The following is an 18,281-nucleotide window of genomic DNA, read 5'->3' on the forward strand; positions in this document are numbered from 1 at the left end:
TACCTCCTGTCATTAACCTTTGGTTGCCCCGCCCATGCTGAAGCCTTTGGACATGTAACGCTGGGAGAAGATATATAGCACAACCGAAGGCATCGTATAAAGTAGTGAAAATGCAGCCAATCTGCCGTATTCAACCATCCCGTGGCTGCCGAAGAATTGATAGATCGTGACCGATGCCGGAAGTTTCTCCGGTGTCTGGAGCAGGATGTAGGGCACGAAGAAGTTGCCCCAACTTCCCGAAAAGGTAAATATCGCTATTGTTGCAATTCCCGGCAACATCAATGGTGCTACGATTCGTCTCAAGCCATTCCAGACGGATGCTCCGTCAATCCATGCCGATTCTTCCAGATCAATGGGCACCGAATCCATGAAGTTTTTCATCATCCAGATACCGTAAGGAAGTGAAGAGGCGGTCAGGAACAGCATGGTGGCAATGATGCTATTTTGCATTTTGAAGAACAGAAACATTTGAAATACCGGAACCATCACGGCCGTAATCGGAAGAGCTGTCATGAACAGAATGGATAACAGGAAGCTCTTTTTAAATCTCATTTCATAACGGGACAGAGGATACGCAGCAAGTACTGATACCAAAACAACCAATACCGCTTGCCCTCCCGACAGAATCAGGCCGACACCGAATGAACGAAGATTGCTCGCATCCCCGAGTACATCCTTGAAATTTTGAATGGTCCAGGTACTGGGCATTTTGATGCCCTGCTGTGCGTTCGGATCAAATGAAGCCAAAATGATCCAGAGCAGCGGCAATAAAAAACAGAGCCCTAGAAAGACTAGAATCCCGTACTGGATTTTACGTTGAAGCCCATGTTTGACCATAGGGATCGAACCTCCTTCATGGTTACACTTTCACTTTCATGGATCGCATGTAGAACAGGCTGGCGATGATACCGATGAACAGCAGAACCAGCGAAATGGCTGTACCATATCCAAACTGATAATTCACAAAGGCCTGGTTGTACATGAAGATTGGCAAGGTTTGTGTCGAAGTACCCGGGCCACCACCGGTCATCGTATAGATCAGCGTGAACACACCCAGTGTCTGTAGGGTAACCAACATCATGTTGGTCACGATCGACCCTTTTACCATTGGAATTGTAATGTGTCTGACGATCTGGAACCCTGTAGCACTGTCAATAATGGCAGCTTCTTCGACTTCCTTCGGAATATCATCCAAAGCCGATTGGTAGACCATCATCGAAAAGGCTGTGCCGTGCCAAATATTCGCGATAATGACACTCACCATTGGGAAACTGAACAACCAGGAGATCGGATTCGCCCCAAACCAGCCAAGAATCTGATTCAATGAACCATTGTCACTGAAAAAGGCAACCATACAGAAGGCCACCACAATCTCGGGTGTCACCCAGCCAGCAATGACGATGATGCCAATGACCCGGCGGAACGTCACATTTTTTTCCTTCATTAGAAGAGCCAGAATGAAGCCAAGCAATACCTGACCAATCACTGCGGAGAAGATGAGAAAGACCAGCGTACGCCAGACACTAATGCGGAAGTCCGGATCATGGAACATATTAATGAAATTCTGAAATCCGACGAACTCCAGACTCTTGGCTGCCGCCCCGGTCAGAGCCATATTCGTAAAGGCAAAGCAGATCGTCAGAATGATGGGAACAATGAAAAACACGAGTAATAACAGTACGGAAGGCATGAGAAACAGAAATGAGCCTGGTGCTTTCCTTTTCATAAGTCACTCTCCATTCGAACCGGAAAAAGGGGAGATTGTTCCTCCCCCTCCGAATATATCGATATCCTTATTTCTCTTCGATGCTGTCCGCGCCAAGGGAGCGGGATACGTTGTCCTTCAATTGCGTAATTCCGTCTTCCGGCGTCAGCTTGCCAGAGGCAATACTCTCTACGATACTTTGCAATTGTGCGGATACCGTTGCATACTGATCGTTCGCCGGACGGAAGTGAGCCACATTCAAGAGTTCCTGTGCTTCTTTGGTATATGGACGATCCGTATACCCTTCAACTTCTGTGGAATCATTACGTGGACTGAGGCTGCCTTCCGCTATTACGCGTGCAGTCGCATTTTCCTTATTCATCAGAAACTCGATAAATTTCCAAGCTTCTTCCTTGTTCTTCGCTTGTGCAGGAACAGACCAGGCCCATCCTCCAGACATCGTCGTTGCTCCAGGTGCTTCCCCATTTTGTGTAGGGAATGGCGCAAAACCTATTTTCTCTTCGACGTTGGCAATTGGAGCAGCACCGTTCTCGGCCCATGTCGAACCTGCCCAGCTACCATCTACAGCCATCGCCAGTTTGTCTTGCGGGAACTGTTGCTGGAATGCAATACTGCCAGCTTGTCCATTCAAGGCGACCTGCATAGTCGGACCTGTTTTATCCGTGTTGAACACTTGATCTATGAATTTGAAAGAATCCAGAAGGCCCGGGCTGTTCACGACCCATTTCTTGCTGGTATCGTCATACAGCGTATCCGCCGTACCATAGAGCAGCATTTCCAGCGTCTGCATGGTAACCCCTTCACCGTTTGCTTTGCCCACGATCATATTAAGCGGTGTCACACCTGGCAGTTTTTGCTTGATGGTACGTGCTGCTTCGAGTACTTCTGCCCAGCTTGCAGGTTTGAATGGAACTTCCAGACCTGCCTGTTGAAACAATTCCTTGTTGTACCAGATCCCGCGTGTATCCGAGGTAGCCGGAACACCGTATACCTTGCCATCTTCACCCGTAACCCCTGCCTTCAGGTTGTCGATGATGTGTTCTTCCCAATCGGACCAGCCCTGAACCTGTGTATCCAGCGGCTCCAGATATCCCGCAGCAGCATCGGATTTGATAATGGATGTATCTTCGGCAATAACATCAGGCGCCGTGTCAGGCGATTTCATCTGCAAAACCATTTTGGACGTATAATCACCTTCACTTGCCAATACAGGAGCAATGTTGATTTTGATATCCGGATTTTCTTTCTCGAATTGATCCACCAATCCGGATTTGAAAAACTTCGTAAGTGTATCTTCAGATCCTGAAGAACGGAACGATACGGTTACTTCCTTCTTGCCATCACTGGTTGTGCCTGTACTTGAACTTCCGCCTGAACAGGCTGTCGTTAGAATGAGCAAGGATGTCATAACTGCTGCTACCGGCATTTTCAAAGATATTTTTCTCATGGTTCGCTCTCCTCTTGTCGGAATTCAACGAACTCCGAACGTTATGATGTACTCGCAGGTTCTCTCTTGCTTTCCTATCTATTTCTGTGCGTAATCCTATTTCTCTACGCGGAATCCGCAATAATCCATCATCAGTTCACTAAAGAGCATGTTAGACCATGAAAACCATGGGCGGGTATACTCATGTGGATCGTTAGCCGAAAAGCCTTCATGGGTAAGTCCGGTGCCCGCATCCGTCTGTTGGATAAGCTGGAGCAATCGCAGTTTTTCGTTGCGATCCGTTGTAGTCAGCCCCTGCATCGATAAAGCGATATGCCAGATGTACCCATCCGGTGTATGTGGACTACCGATTCCAGCTGCTGCTGTTCCCTCATAGAAATACGGGTTGTGTGAGGATAGAATGAATCGGCGTGTATTCTGATACACCTCGTCGTTCTCATCAACATATCCGAGATAAGGTAAAGACAGCAGGCTTGGTACATTGGCATCATCCATCAGATTGTGATTGCCTTTCCCGTCGGTTTCGTACGCATATATGGTGCCATATTCCGGATGTTCGACAGTACCATAATCCTGAATACCTTGGTTGATCTGTTCCTCCAACTGCTGAGCAGTTGCTGACAGCCCTTTATCCTCGAACACGACTTCGGCAATTTCCTGTAGATATCTCAGCGCCACAACGGCGAACATATTGGATGGTATAAGATAACCATATTCACAGCGATCATCGCTGGGACGGAATCCCGACCATGTCATGCCTGTATAAGCTGTTTCAGTACCTCGTCCATCTCGACTGAGCGTATCGGTTTCGGGCGCATCCAGACGTTGGAACGTGTAGGGTGATTTCGTCTCATGATGCTGCTCCACTTGCCATAACTGCATGATAATCTGGGTTGCTTTGCGGAACGTATCATTGAATTGAGTTGTTCTTCCCGTGTTCTTCCACAGGAGATAACTGAGCTGAATTGGATAAGCCAGAGAGTCAATCTCATACTTCCGTTCCCAGATCCAATCATTCATCTGCGTTAGATCTTCCTGATGTCCTTTCCCACTCTCTGTCTCATTAAAAGCGTTTGCATAAGGGTCTAGGAGAATATAATTCAGTTGCCGTTCAACCAGTCCAGCGATCATGTCGGCGATATCTTCATCCTCTGAAGCGAGAACCAGATACGGTCTGACCTGTGCAGCAGAATCACGTAACCACATGGCAGGGATATCTCCCGTAATCACAAAAGTTGTTCCATCTTCTTTGCGCTGAATGGTAGTCGCCATCGTATTGGTAAAACAGTTTTTAAACATTTGGTTAAGTTCCGGATAATCCGGCATACGTTTGTTAACTCGATCAATCATGTCGTATATCGAGGGGGAAATGTCTTGATCTTCTCTGGGTGTCAGCATGTTGTCCTCCTTATGTAATCCAGTTTATTAACCGCTTTCATCATCCTAAAACGAATATAATGTTATGTCAATATATTTATTTGTATATTAGCATGTTATTATCATTTTTTAATCTAAATAATATACCAATCAAGGTGATGTTTCCCTTTTTATCCATACCAAAAAGAGACCTCGTTTTCACGAAGTCTCTGATTACACTCAATGAATATAGGCCGCTAAAATTAACCCTTTTGTTTCACTATACTCGTTGATTTCCCCTTCACCAATCGGGCAGGCAAAACAACCCTGTTCACTGCCATTTCGTTGTTCTGCATATTTTGGAGCACCATCTCGAATGCTTGTTTCCCCATATCAAACTGACTCTGTCGCATATGTGTTACACGGCTTCCTTCGGCAGCGTTTGGACTGTCAAAACAAATGATGGACAAATCTTCCGGAATCTTCAGACCCAGCCGAGCGGCTGCTTGTTCTGCAAGCAAAGCAATATGGTATTCCGCAGCAAAGAGTGCAGTAATCTCCGGATATTTCTGCAAATGTTCTACCAGTGTCTCCACATCGCGGACCTCGACCTGAGGATCGAACACACTAGGCAATGTCGAAAGAAAAGATTCCAACCACAATTCTCTGTTCACCAGCACACCTTGATCATGATGTGCCTCAATGATCCCTTCAATTCGTTCTTCAATCGGTGTGGTGTTGGCCGGAGGCTGTGTAAGAAAAGCAATGTGTCGATGACCCAGGTGGAACAGATAATTCATCCCTTCTCTCGCCGCCCCTACGTTATCCGTACTGACCGAAGAAGCTGGAATGCCTTTCAGATACCGGTCAATCAGAACAAACGGGAATTTGTTCACGACCAGTTTAAGAATCTCATCGCTGAAATATTCACCCTGTGCAGGGAAAATGATCAATCCGTCCACACCCAGTTCCAGCAGTTCCTGAATGCTGCGTTCCTCCTGCTCGGGAATCCCGAAGGATCGTCTAAGTACGAGAAAACAATCATGCTCTCGTGAAGCTTCTTCCATGCCATATAACAGTTCTGTACCATACATATCACTGAAGTTGGTAATGACCAGACCAATGAGCAGCTTCTTCTCTGGATCTTTAACCGCACCATGCGGAGCAGGTCTGTTAGGTCTTTCCTGCATACCCTCTGCCGTATCGGCTACAAAAGAACCCCGTCCCGGCTGACGTACAATCAATTGTTCACTCGCCAACATCTCAAGCGCTTTTTTCGTCGTAATCCGGCTAACTCCAAATTCATCACATAATTCCTTCTCCGAAGGAACACGCTCACCCACTTGATATTGATGAAGCTGTATCCGTTCGCGCAAGGATTCAAAGATCTGTTCATACATCGGCTTGGATGCCGAGTCTTTCCCCAATACAAGCACCTCCATAAATACCCATACTTCTCATGTTCTACATCCTAATATATCATGTTATATCATTAATGTGAAGAAAGGAGAATACTTCCCTGCTGTCATATGCAAGCAAAAGAAAAAGCATCCCGATGGATGCTTCATTTTCACATATTTATTTTCACATGATTTTCTGAATTCGCTTTGACATCGTCATTCATTATAGTGCGTTCTGACGATAATATCGAATCACCTTGCGATACATTGTCTTGTCCTTTAACTGATTGAATATATAGGGATCTGGCTTCGCGTTTACCTCAATAATCCATGGAGTCAGACTTCGATCAAGCCCGATATCCACCCCAATGCTTCTCAAACGCGTGTATTTCTTCCGCATGTGCCGAGCGATATGGATGCCCAGGTGATTCATCTCCTGGATCAATTCGTTAATCCGATTGTCAGAGGCATGGGATCTCAACAACGTATGAATGCTCATTGGCTTCGCACCGCTATGGTAGTTGGTCACAATTTTCTTTGGATGACCCAGTCGGCCTATGACCCCTGTCGCTTCCCACGCCTGCCCGGGATTTAATTGAACCATTACCCGAATGTCAAAGCGCCTGTTATTATGTTGCAGCAGATGGATACCTCGTTGAATGAGATAGCTTTTTTGCTTAATTCTATGGGTCAGGCTTCGATAGAATGACTCAAAGCTGTTGAACGTCAGACGCTTTTGACCAATCTGGTAGGCGAAGTAGTGCTGATTGTGCATTTCAGCTTTAATGACTCCCATTCCAAAGGTGCCTATCTCGGGTTTGACATATACCATCCTATATTTCTCCAGCATGGTCTTCAAGTTGGATTGGCTATATCGTTGTGTATCAGGGATAAATGGTTTGATCGCCGAGTTATTCAGCAACATTTTGGTTTTGAGCCATTTACTTCGTAACGGTTGGGATCGTTGTACTGCATCAACTCCCACAGTTCACTCCTCCTGTCATCGTATTTGTTAATCCTAATGCTGCAAACCATGCAGTATATGCATTTTGCTCGAACTAATCTTAGGCGTCAGCTATGAAAAGAGAATATAACAAAAAGCCGACAAGCCAGGATACCTCGGCTTATCGGCTTCTTGCTTCAATGTGCTAAATACAGTTATCTTCCATGACATACTTTGAATAATTAAGGTTGAAGACCCTCAGCAGACGATGGAGCAGGTTCATTGGATTCGTCCACTTCAGGACTCGAATCTGGTTCTGGATTGGATTGTTCCTGTGCTGCGCTGACGAACAATCGTCCAGCTGCTTCGGCTTCTACTTTGTTGCCAGCTGCATCCTGAGCACGAATTACAATGACTCCACCCTCAAGAGTAAGGGATGAAGGTGTTGTGTACGTACCCGTGTAACGACCTGGCTCAGTCTCCACCAATGGAATCTCTCCTGCCCCTGGGGCATTTAGATTCAGCGGTAACTGAATCCGGAAAGATGCTTGCAGTCCAGGTTTACTGTCAAACGATACGGTGACAATCTCCCCTGATGTGATTCGAACATCTTCAGCTGGCGTAATATTCGTAAGTTCTGGCAACGCCGTTTCCACGTATACGGTGCGGGTTACCGTTGTTTTGTTGCCAGCAAGATCGGTTGCTGTAATGGTTATCGTGTTCTCGCCTTCGTTAACCAATACGCGATGACTGAAGCTTCTGTCTTTGCCCACTTGTACGGTTTGTCCGTTAACAGTCAACTTATCGAGGAATTGTTCCACGACATTACCTGTTACATGAACAACTTCCGTGTTGATCCGGCTTCCTTCCGTCGGGCTCGTGATGGTCAACTGTGGTTTGGTTTGATCCAAAATGATGACAACGGGCAGTGAACGGTCGGTTGTTTTTCCGTCCACCACAGCCTCGGCCGTAATCGCATTAATCCCAGAACGGAGTTTCACACCGTATGAGAACTTCCCATTTGCGACAGTTGTTGTACCAGCCAGATCTTTGCCGTTGTAGATCTTAATCTGAGCGCCGGATGCCGGAGAGGTTCCCGACACGGTGAAAGTTGATTGATTCGTATATGTGTTCGCAGGTGCTGTGAGCACAGGTGCATTTACCGGATATCTCACAACTGCACGAATCATGTAGTTACCTTCTTCTGCAGGTGAAGTGCTCCACGCCCCACCTACTCGCTGCCAGCTTCGACCTGCATTTGGACCATCCTCATCGGTAGCGAGTCCCGGAGCGCTAGTTCCAGCTAAGCTCTGTACATACACGATATAGAAATCACCCGTTACAATGACCGGTTCTGGGAATTCAACGGTTGTCCATTGATCGTTACGAAGTGCAGTACCGTCAAATGGTCCAGCTAGTTGTCGTCCCGGAGCTCCGCCAGCACCCGATGCATCATAGACGGCATATTGGAACGCTGTACCTCCAGGTACAGGCCATTCGGTGTTCCAGAAGCGGAACGATGCACCCGTCAGTTGTGCGGTCTCCAGCTCTGGTGTCATTCGAACTGCCCAAGCGTTATCCGCAGCGTTAAAAGCTCGTGCGTTCTCTGCTGTTCCATCATCATAAGCAATTTCCCCTGGAAAACCGATGAACGGCTTCAAGGCAACATTCGCCTCTGCCGTACCATTACCAGGTACAGTCACAGTAACCGTCTTACTGTAATAATCCGCAGCCCGGATGGATAGAGTGTAGCTTCCTTCCAATACCTGAATAACGAAGCTGCCATCTGAACCTGTGTGAACTTCACCTACATTCGCATCTTCCACCACGAGAACGGAAGCATCAGCCAGTGGTTGTCCTGTCCGCTCATCCGTTACTACACCTTCAATCTGTCCATGAGGGATTGCCTCCAGATTAAAGTTGGCTTTGGCTCCACTGCCATCGGTGATTGTCACCTGCTGGGTACGAGGATAATATCCATACGCCTCAGCTTTTAATGTGTAATCACCTGCTACGTGTGTGAAGCTGTACTTGCCTGTAGCCGAATCCGTTTTCACCGAACGTCCGGTTTCCAGTACGGTAACCGTTGCACTTGCAGGCAGGCTTTGTGGATTAACCGAACCTGCGCCTGGTTTTTCGACTTCCGGTTGTTGCTGTTTCGTTTTGTTGAATTCCGCTTTGTCTGTCCGCGTAATTTTGTACCATGGGTTATCATAGGACGGTTTTGGTTTGTCACTGTTAAGCACGACGGCATTGTCCTCTGTAACCGTCTCCACCGCAACACCCAGTACACGGAAATCATCAATGAACCAACCTGTTTTCACAACACTGTTGTCTGAAGTCAGACGGAACCGGAATTGTACTTCATTGCCTGTAAGTGTATCCAGATCATAAAATACCGGTGTCCATTGTTTACCGTTTGTACTATGTGAGAATTTGCCCAGTTCTGACCATGTTGTTCCACCATCTTTGGTGACTTCCACATATCCATAATCGTATCCACTCTCAATCTCGTACCAATGATTAAACGTGAGTGTTCCTTCGGATACATCCGTCAAATCAATAACTGGGGATACGAGCGAATAGTTGGAGCCATTCTCATACGTATTGTCGAGATCAGTTGCCCACACATTCGGCGGAGAAACGGCGCTGGCAGGTCCCGTTACCGGAATGCCGCGTTCCCACTCATCTTTGGTTCCCGAATGAGTCCAGCCATTATCATCACTGCCGTCGAAGTGATCGATGTAGATATCCTCAGGCACCTCCACTGTAATGGAGACCTCATTCGACTTGTCACTTTCATTGCCACTATAATCCAGTGCAGCAACGGCATAGTAATAGGTCGAATCCGTAACTGTAGTTGTATCCGTAAACGTTGTTCCTGTCGTGCTTCCAATAGCTTCATAACTTGTACCTGCGGTTGTGGAACGATATACGACATAGGATTCGAGATCCTCATCACTCGCTCCAGTCCAGTTCAAGGCTACGTTGCCGAGAATATCAGCAGTTGCAGTCAATCCAGCAGGAGCTCCCGGTGCAAGCTCATCCAATTCTTCAACTGCAAAATCATCAATATACCAACCAGCCTTCTGCACCGAGTTATCACTGGTCAGATTGAATTTGACAAATACCTGCTGACCCGCGTATGCGCGAAGGTCCACATATTGTTTCTTCCAGTTACCACCCGTACCCGTGAAGCTTAACAACTCTTCGAACACATAATCGCTATCCTCGGAAGCGATATATACCTTGCCAAAGTCGATGTTATTCTCCAGATCATACCAGTGTTTGAAAGACAATAACGCGCCTTCCGGGCTCTCAGTAAGATCAATTGGCGGCGCAAGCAGATATGCATTGCTGTTCGCCAGATAAGTACCTTGCAGGTTGGTTGCAATCACCTTGTCACCGGAGTATGCACTTCCAGGACCACTGCTTGGTGCTCCCCATACCCATGTACTTCCCGTACCGCCAGTGGTGAAGCCCAGCTGATCTTCTTCAAAATCCTGAAGATATCCGGGTTGAACACCATTGGAGACAGCCACCTTGTATACCTGACTATCGAATCCGTTATTGCCATAGTCATTCACGCGGATATAATACTCCACACCTTGTGGCTCAATGAGAAAGGCAGGAATGGTTGCTGTGTAAGTTCCATCTTTACTATCTCCGGCAATCCGATTCATCGGCAGATAGACGTACTGGTTGGTACCTGTCGTTTTGGCAAAAGCCTCGACGGAGACTACCGCGACGTTATCTGTCACATGAGCCGTTAATGGAATATCAATGCCTGTAAAGGCTGAATTGACAGGTGTGTGTTCCAGTACCGGCTCTTCCAGATCATCTCCGGCTGTAACGACTCTGCCGGATACTGTGCCGATTCCTTCGAGTACAGAACCCACAGCATCAAGCGCATTAATAATGCCGTGACCGTAGCCGTTATTAGGAGATGTCGGATACTGACTATCTGTTCTCGGTGTGGCCGTATCTGTAATGATCTGCTCCAGCTGATCCACCGTAAGGGAATGGTTGGCCTGAAGCAGGAGTGCAGCAAGTGCAGTGGTATGCGGGCCTGCCATTGACGTTCCGTTCCAGCCTCCCTCATAGACACCACCCGGAACTGCTGAACGGATATTGACACCAGGGGCAGATACTTCCGGTTTGATCTCGCCATACGGAGATGGACCCAGCAGGGAGAACGAAGCCAGATTTCCGTTGATATCCGTTGCTCCTGTAGCAAAACTTTCAGGATAGTTGGCCGGGTTAGCAACAGAACCAGGTCCGCCCGGGTTACCCAGTCTCACATTTCCTGCAGAGAATTCCGGGAAAATCTGAGCATCACGCCAGGCTTGCACCATCGGCCGGAACCATTCATCCAGTCCTGCGCCTCCGCCCCATGAGTTGTTGACGACATCCGGTGCAAGTTCAGGGTGCAGATTACCTTCCGCATCCACCGGTGCGATCAACCATTGTCCGCCATCCAGAATAATGGCATCTGTTGTTTCCGGATTAAATATCCGTACACCTATCCACTTCGCACCGGGAGCAACCCCGATCTGATTGGTACCATCTGGTTCCGAGCCAACCATCGTACCCATGGTATGAGTACCATGTCCGTCTCCGTCCGCAGGAAGCGAAGCATTGCTGTGCGGATCATACCAGCTCAGTTCGGGATCAACAATATTGCCCGAAGCATCCAGTCCCCGCCATTTGCTGCGAAGCGCAGGGTGGGTATAGTCCACACCGCTGTCGAGATTGGCAACGACAATCCCCGTTCCATCGATGCCCCGATCCCATACGGCTGGCGCATTGATGTAATCCAGGTTCCATTCCACGTTCTCTGTTGCAAGCTTGTCCTTTGCAGCAGGCTCTTTATCTTTGACTCCGACTGAAGCGTCTTTAGCTGGCGTTTGCACAGCATCTTTGGCTGGTGCCGCACTCGCCGGTTCTTTACTCACTTCGGCTTTCTGTAAGTATCGTGTCTCATTCGGTAGAATCTTCTCTACCTCAGGCAGCAGCGCAATCTGTTCCATGACTTCTTTGGTACTCGTCACTGCCAGTGAATTGACAATAAAATAGCTTTTATATTCTTTGACCTTGCCCAGGTCAACTTCCTTTTCCAGATAAGTTTCCAATGGATATTGTGTACGTGAGGCCGTTTCTCGCAGAGAACTGACGACTGAATTCCGAACGGACAGCTTTGTGGCTGAAGGCGTTTGTTTGGCGATAGTCGCCTTTTCGAGGGCCTGCTTGGAGACTGCTGCTGTATCCACCTGTTCCTTCATTTTCACCAGATAGGTAACATATTCACTACCTTCAAATTCTTTGGTCAACTTGGCGTTTACTTTGACCTCCGAAACTTTGGCAAGTCCAGATTTCATATCCAATTTGGATGATGTGGAGTTTTCAGCTGAAACCGGATGAATGATCGAAAATGCAAGGAGAAGCGAGAGCCCTATAGAGATGGGCTTGCGTAACCGATTAATCTTTATCAAACTTTTCCACTCCCTTTACCCGGTTTTGTAATTTAGTCTGGTACATATGCCCTTCTCTGCAGAATAAAACGGTAGACTAACCTTGATTGCGGACGGAATAAACGCCCTGGATTTCACATAAAGCCTCACCTCCTTTACAGGTTTGGTTAGGGAATTAGGGACAATATGAGTCAGAAGAGACACACCGATTCATCTATGTTTTTTCACTTGGAAGTTTAGGAGATTTGATACCTCAAGGGTTAAGACGCGAGTGTAATAGGTTGGATGTTTGAGTTATGCGACGAGAGTGAATGTCTATAAGCATTCATATGGAAGGGTAATCAGGAGCGTTAGCAGAACGCTTTCTAAGGAGTGGTGAATATGACTTTCGATCGTGATTCGAGTGAGTGTGCAAATATTTAAATTACATATAATAGTCAATTAGGAATTTAATTGGATTTTATTGGTATAGTATAGAATCATTATTCGATATATACAAGCACTTTTATTGAAAAATATAGAAAATAAGCCTATTAAATGCTTTTATGTGTCTCATGTCGCTTACGCGTTCATACTATTTTTTCGTAATTATGCATTCCATTCTGCTAAATGATCAAATTTAGTAGTTCTATGAAACTACTTTTTGAAGGTCAAGGTTACTATTCAAACCAAGAGGTCAAGTAGACATCTATCCTGCTGTTACCTTTTTCGTTCATCGTGCGTTTGAATCGCGGGGCTCTTCTCCGTAATCATTCGATCTAATAAATGTTAATTTGTGAACTATATATGAATAAAGTATATATTTAACAAAAAAAGCATAGAAAATCCTGCAAACGTTATTGTATATATTTGGAATAAAATGTACGATTATCTTGTAACATACATTTGGCGCCAGATCATCCTTACTCTCATCCTAGGAAATGACTGTGAGGAAAGCTACTGCTCTATTGATCTTTTGTCTTTGTGACAAGTACGAACTCTACTCTATTTTAAATTTTATATACCATAAGGAGATGTTTGATTGTGAAAAAATATCAAAAAACAGCAATTGCAGCTCTTTCTTCCATGGCGATGCTTTTAGCATCTGTTCCAGCGGTATTCGCTGATGAAGCTCATACGGTAACTCCCCCTTCCTCCCAGGAAGTTCAGACACAACAACAGTCCCAAGCACAAGATATTAATATTTTTGTTCAAAATCCCATAAGAGAATATTTCAATGGAGGATACAGTACCGATATATACTTGAGTGGAAGTGTCACCTTTAGATTTAATCCTCTTACAACAGGGGAATATGTGTTTAATGTTGAAGATATGAGTGGAAATCTGAAGGGAAGTGGAAGAGTAATCGTGTCTGATTTTGGAACGAAAAGCATTACACTTGGTAACTTGTATGGTTATCATAAAATTGTAGCTTACTCACCAAATAGTTATGGTGGAAGCTATGACATTTACTACTAATGCTTGATAGTAACAGATATCACAGCTATGTATAAAAAGTTCAAACCCCATGGCTCTCATGAGTCATGGGGTTATTTTATAATTTTGAAAGAAACGATTGAGTCGGCCCCAGATCAAAATGTATATCGCATCATGTAATGTTTACGCCACCACTAGCATAACCAACAACGGTATTCACAAGGCTGAGTCCAGTTGCCGTCGCGGAGAATACGAGCAGAAGACGTGTCTCTGCTGTCACCGGTATCGCCAATCCGGTTGTTATGCCATTGGAGATGCTTCCCAAAGCAATAATACCTGTGAGTGGCGGCGCCAGTGTAACGATGGCCCCTGGTACCGCAGTGAATGCATTATCCGGAGTAGGTGAACTGAATAATTGCGCGGTGATGGTCACCGTTGAACCGACCAAGGCCAAGGCTGCTGTGGTACTAAAATAGGCCGCGATGGAAGTGATCACGCCATCACGTGGGGCAGAGAACGCAAAGTTAATGAGTGGGCCGACAACCGTCCCCGTCAAATCAATCGTGCCACCCAGAATGCTGACTCCGGTTGCCGAGCTTCCGAAACCGATGAGACTTGTCGTTCCTACCAGTCCACCAGCAATGGTTGTCAATATGGCAGGTCCGCCAGAAGCAAACGGTATAATAGCTCCAGAACCCGTAGCGCCTGTTACGCCAGTGCTGCCAGTTACTCCCGTAATCCCGGTTGCGCCGGTCAGTCCCGTATCACCTGTGGCACCTGTAGCCCCGGTTACTCCCGCAATTCCGGCTGCACCCGTATCACCTGTCACTCCCGTGGCACCCGCTACACCAGGATCACCTGTTGCTCCTGTAACACCTGCTGCACCAACAGCTCCAGTACTCCCCGTTGCACCTGTCGCTCCTGTTGCACCACCCGCAGGGCCTGCCACACCCGTTGCGCCGGTAGCTCCCGTGACACCTGCTGTTCCCGGTGTACCAGCAGGTCCTGCACTACCTTGAGGTCCGGCAGCGCCTGCCGGGCCTTGTGGTCCAGGTACGCCTTGAGGACCCGCAGGCCCTGCAGGTCCAGCCGGACCTTGACTCCCAATGTTTCTTAGCCCTGTAGTAATAGCCAATTCAGTTGCCCGAATCAAAATGACCAGTTGATCTTTTTCAGCCGAATCGATATTCCCCTGTAAAATAACAGAGAGCAGCACATCCAGCAATTGTTGCAAATTGGTCGCCACACTAATTGGAGAGAATGGAACAGCCTCTGCAGATACAATTGTGAGCTCCAAGACTGCTTCGAGGTCTGCGCGGGTTCCCTTTTTCAAATCCGAGTGATGAATCAGGGCCAGTAATTTACGCAACACCTCGATCAGAAGCGAAACATTGTGTGAAGTCGGATTGGCAAAAACCTGTACAATGGCTCCTTTCAACTCGCCAATCAGCTTGAAAAGCAATTCAGCTTCGATTTCAAAGCACTTGTGATGTTCCTCTCCTCCTCTATTTTTCTTAAATATGTTTCCACCAAATTTTATACGTTTTTTTGGCTTCATCTGACGGAATCGCCTCCTTAGTGAGTCCGAGTAAACATACCCATAACGCCATTGTGCTTCCGCGATATTGTGCAGCTGAGATTACTTCATACCAAGTCTGTTTGAGCCATACTGACAGCACTTACGTGAATTATATTCGCAATATGAACTGAATATCTCTCCCCAGGGATGGACATACATCCTTACTTTGCAGTGTTTAGACTGAATTTGACACATTCGACGAAACGGTCATGTATTGATTTGATAAGAGCAAGATTTTTAGCAAACCTGTGCGAATGTACGATCCCCTTGTTTGTTCCTTTAATATATTAGCTAGATACTATTCGATTTTTTCAATCCGAGGGAGGGGGATCACTGGACATGAGCAGGCAAGTAATTATTAATGCAGACGACTTTGGATTGTCACCTGCCATTAACGAAGGCATTATTAAAGCTTATCAATCAGGAGGAATTACGAGTACTTCGATGATGGTCAATATGCCTGGCTTTGATCATGCAGTGCATGCTGCACAGTCGCTACCTGATTTCGGGATCGGTTTGCATTTCAACCTCACCTACGGATGCCCTGTTTGCGATCCGGGAAGCGTATCTTCTTTAGTGAAAAAAGATGGTTCTTTTCATAACGGAAATAGTGTATATGTACGAGATCCCGCTGATATCATCAAAGAACTTGATGCACAATGGAATCGGTTTATAGAAGCTTTCCGTTACCCTACACATTTGGATGCCCATCATTTGCTGCATCAGAACGATCCCATGATATATCAAATTATGGCAGAAAAAGCCATTCGGGAAAATGTACCACTCCGCAAATCTCAGATCGTTCATTCCATTCCCCAAGCGCCTGTCCCCCGAATGACCGAGATGATATTGTTGGATACTTATGGAGACAATGAAGGCTTGCAGCGACTGCTTCATCATTTGTTTACGCTGCAAGAAGGAACCACTGAGATTGTATGTCACCCCGGCTATGTGGATGATATTCTGCTTGGGATTTCGGAATGGACGGACATTCGTGAGCGGGAACTTGCCGTGTTCATGAACGAGGAAATTCCCCGTACGATGCGGGCATTGAATATCTTGCCTGTTAACTACACAGCGTTGAAAAAATCACCGGAGGAACCATGTGAACTCCCCATACGTCCATCAACACCAGAACCCATAAATAAGAAAACTTCCCGTCACAACCCGAATCGTGCAGTTAAACGCAAACGAAAAACACCTCGATTATTCAAAAAACGAGGTATCAAGTCTCGCCTGTCTACCGCTCGAACCCGGAGAAGAGTGTAAGTCATTGCAGAATATTGATTATTACTGCAAAAGTTAAACAACCCAAAGAGCGCTATCCAATGAGAACAATACTCCTGGATGCGCCCTTTTTATAATAACCGTATTGAGAATGATCTTTGAGATTAATCCAATTCAATTTTGAAAACAATCGGTGCATTACTCTTCACAGTTGTCGTTGTGATTGTCAGTGCGTCCGTAGTTCTCTCCCATTGCGGTTTTTCTTCGTATCCAAGTACCTGAATGTCTTGAATAACGCCTTGGAAATGATGAGAACCTTCCTTCAGCGATTTAATGTGAATCACTCCGTTATCCGGGTAGGCAAGAACCGTGGCATACAGACTGCTTTCTTTTATCGTAAACCGTATATCTTCACTCGTAAACGCCTTGGTATCCCCATCCGTAAATTGCCCTTCCTTCACCTCGGTTGGACCCTCGCCAAACGTACGCCAGAATGTCGTGTCATAGATCGCTTCTCCATTCACTTCAAGCCACTTGCCGATGCTCAGCAAAATGTCGCGATCTTCATCCGGTATACTGCCGTCTGCTTTGGGGCCAATGTTCAGCAGAAGATTTCCGTTCTTGCTTACAATATCGACGAGATCCCGAATGATCTCCTCGGCCGTTTTATAGTTATTATTTTCCGTATAACACCATGAGTTTTTAGCGACAGCCGTATCCGTTTGCCAGAAATAAGGCTTGAGATCAGCGAACTGTCCGCGCTCCACATCCGGAACGGCACTGCCAAACATATAGGCCTCATGTTTATAATTGATCGCAACAGGCTCGCCCCATTCTTCACCTTTGTTATAATAATAGGCCGCAAATTTCTTCAAATAGGGTTTGAATGCAACCGTTTGAATCCACCAATCGAAATAGAATACCTTCGGCTGATATTGATCTACCAGTTCACAGCAACGAATCAACCAGTCTTCCAGATACTCCTCGGTCGGAGGCGAACCATACAGATCATGATGATCCGGTTCTGGCATGGCAGGCCAATAGAAATCACCACGTTTCAGGGGCTCTTGAATATCTGACTCGAATTCCTTCCCGTGAGACATGAAGAACCAATGCTCCGCACGGTGGGACGATACACATAAGGTTAATCCCTGCTTCTCATATGCAACCTTCATCTCGCCCAGAATATCTCGTTTGGGGCCCATTTCATATGTGTTATAGTGAGAGATAGAGCTCTTGTACATCTGAAAACCATCATGGTGCTCAGCTACAGGCATAACATATTTGGCTCCGGCCTGTTTGAATAAAGTTGCCCATTCATCGGCATCAAACTTCTCTGCACGAAACATCGGGATGAAGTCTTTATAGCCAAAGTCTTTATGAGGTCCATACACCGCAAGGTGATGTTCATAAGCCTTGGAGCCTTGAATATACATATTTCGCGAATACCATTCGCTATCATAAGCTGGGACGGAATACAGCCCCCAGTGGATGAATATACCGAATTTCGCTTTTGGGTACCATTCTGGAACTTGGAAAGCGCTGAGCGAACTCCAGTTGTCCTTAAATTTACCGTTCTCAATTGTTGCTTCGATCTGTTGCAAATATTCATTTTTGTCCATGAACTGTTCTCATTCCCTCCGTTATCGTCTGCACTTGTATTGTAGTGTTAAGGCCACAGGTTAAACATGCAGAACACTAACTTTTAGATGGACA

The 18,281-nt window shown here is 46.3% G+C and carries 11 protein-coding genes; 2 read left to right on the forward strand and 9 right to left on the reverse strand.

Translation table 11 applies throughout. The annotated features are described in order from the left end of the window. Positions 1 to 12 precede the first annotated feature (12 nt). The 7 genes from ACX9NY_RS09785 to ACX9NY_RS09815 form a co-directional block, all read right to left on the reverse strand. Complete coding sequence (locus ACX9NY_RS09785; RefSeq protein ID WP_339242395.1) at positions 13 to 837, reverse strand: carbohydrate ABC transporter permease; 825 nt, start codon at positions 835 to 837, stop codon at positions 13 to 15. A gap of 22 nt (positions 838 to 859) precedes the next feature. Next, positions 860 to 1,726 carry a carbohydrate ABC transporter permease gene (locus ACX9NY_RS09790; protein ID WP_091016580.1) on the reverse strand — a complete coding sequence of 289 codons (867 nt, stop codon included), beginning with the start codon at positions 1,724 to 1,726 and terminating at the stop codon, positions 860 to 862. A 67-nt stretch (positions 1,727 to 1,793) separates the two neighbouring features. Further along, positions 1,794 to 3,173, reverse strand: a complete 1,380-nt coding sequence (locus ACX9NY_RS09795; protein ID WP_342572930.1) for an extracellular solute-binding protein — start codon at positions 3,171 to 3,173, stop codon at positions 1,794 to 1,796. A 96-nt stretch (positions 3,174 to 3,269) separates the two neighbouring features. Beyond that, on the reverse strand, positions 3,270 to 4,571 hold the full coding sequence (locus tag ACX9NY_RS09800; RefSeq protein WP_472478391.1) for a glycoside hydrolase family 125 protein: 1,302 nt from the start codon (positions 4,569 to 4,571) through the stop codon (positions 3,270 to 3,272). A gap of 221 nt (positions 4,572 to 4,792) precedes the next feature. Further along, the gene (locus tag ACX9NY_RS09805) at positions 4,793 to 5,965 is read right to left on the reverse strand and encodes a GntR family transcriptional regulator (RefSeq protein WP_339261411.1); all 1,173 of its coding nucleotides are present in this window, start codon (positions 5,963 to 5,965) and stop codon (positions 4,793 to 4,795) included. A 187-nt stretch (positions 5,966 to 6,152) separates the two neighbouring features. Beyond that, on the reverse strand, positions 6,153 to 6,914 hold the full coding sequence (locus tag ACX9NY_RS09810) for a YheC/YheD family protein (protein WP_472478393.1): 762 nt from the start codon (positions 6,912 to 6,914) through the stop codon (positions 6,153 to 6,155). Between the two features lie 200 nt (positions 6,915 to 7,114). Then, on the reverse strand, positions 7,115 to 12,364 hold the full coding sequence (locus ACX9NY_RS09815; RefSeq protein ID WP_472478395.1) for a S8 family serine peptidase: 5,250 nt from the start codon (positions 12,362 to 12,364) through the stop codon (positions 7,115 to 7,117). A gap of 1,002 nt (positions 12,365 to 13,366) precedes the next feature. Between ACX9NY_RS09815 and ACX9NY_RS09820 the strand changes: the two genes are divergently transcribed. Beyond that, a complete protein-coding gene (locus ACX9NY_RS09820; protein WP_339260955.1) occupies positions 13,367 to 13,801 on the forward strand; it encodes a hypothetical protein in 435 nt (144 codons plus the stop codon). Between the two features lie 130 nt (positions 13,802 to 13,931). On the opposite strand, the gene ACX9NY_RS09825 is transcribed toward ACX9NY_RS09820, so the two are convergent. Then, on the reverse strand, positions 13,932 to 15,317 hold the full coding sequence (locus ACX9NY_RS09825) for an exosporium glycoprotein BclB-related protein (protein WP_339260953.1): 1,386 nt from the start codon (positions 15,315 to 15,317) through the stop codon (positions 13,932 to 13,934). 360 nt (positions 15,318 to 15,677) lie between these two features. Here ACX9NY_RS09825 and ACX9NY_RS09830 point away from each other — a divergent pair, with 360 nt between their 5' ends. Continuing rightward, positions 15,678 to 16,607: a carbohydrate deacetylase gene (locus ACX9NY_RS09830; protein ID WP_339260951.1), complete on the forward strand. Its 930-nt coding sequence runs from the start codon at positions 15,678 to 15,680 to the stop codon at positions 16,605 to 16,607. Between the two features lie 122 nt (positions 16,608 to 16,729). Here ACX9NY_RS09830 and ACX9NY_RS09835 read toward each other — a convergent pair whose 3' ends face one another. Further along, positions 16,730 to 18,187 (reverse strand): alpha-L-fucosidase, encoded by a 1,458-nt coding sequence (locus tag ACX9NY_RS09835; RefSeq protein WP_342572922.1) that lies wholly within the window; start codon positions 18,185 to 18,187, stop codon positions 16,730 to 16,732. Between the last annotated feature and the right edge of the window lie 94 nt (positions 18,188 to 18,281).

It is taken from the genome of Paenibacillus sp. CB74 (genome assembly GCF_055687625.1).

Bases quoted from the DNA above. Each gene is read 5' to 3' on its own strand.
- ACX9NY_RS09785 (WP_339242395.1), bottom strand. From the start codon at position 837: ATGGTCAAACATGGGCTTCAACGTAAAATCCAGTACGGGATTCTAGTC.
- ACX9NY_RS09790 (WP_091016580.1), bottom strand. From the start codon at position 1,726: ATGAAAAGGAAAGCACCAGGCTCATTTCTGTTTCTCATGCCTTCCGTA.
- ACX9NY_RS09795 (WP_342572930.1), bottom strand. From the start codon at position 3,173: ATGAGAAAAATATCTTTGAAAATGCCGGTAGCAGCAGTTATGACATCC.
- ACX9NY_RS09800 (WP_472478391.1), bottom strand. From the start codon at position 4,571: ATGCTGACACCCAGAGAAGATCAAGACATTTCCCCCTCGATATACGAC.
- ACX9NY_RS09825 (WP_339260953.1), bottom strand. From the start codon at position 15,317: ATGAAGCCAAAAAAACGTATAAAATTTGGTGGAAACATATTTAAGAAA.
- ACX9NY_RS09830 (WP_339260951.1), top strand. From the start codon at position 15,678: ATGAGCAGGCAAGTAATTATTAATGCAGACGACTTTGGATTGTCACCT.
- ACX9NY_RS09835 (WP_342572922.1), bottom strand. From the start codon at position 18,187: ATGGACAAAAATGAATATTTGCAACAGATCGAAGCAACAATTGAGAAC.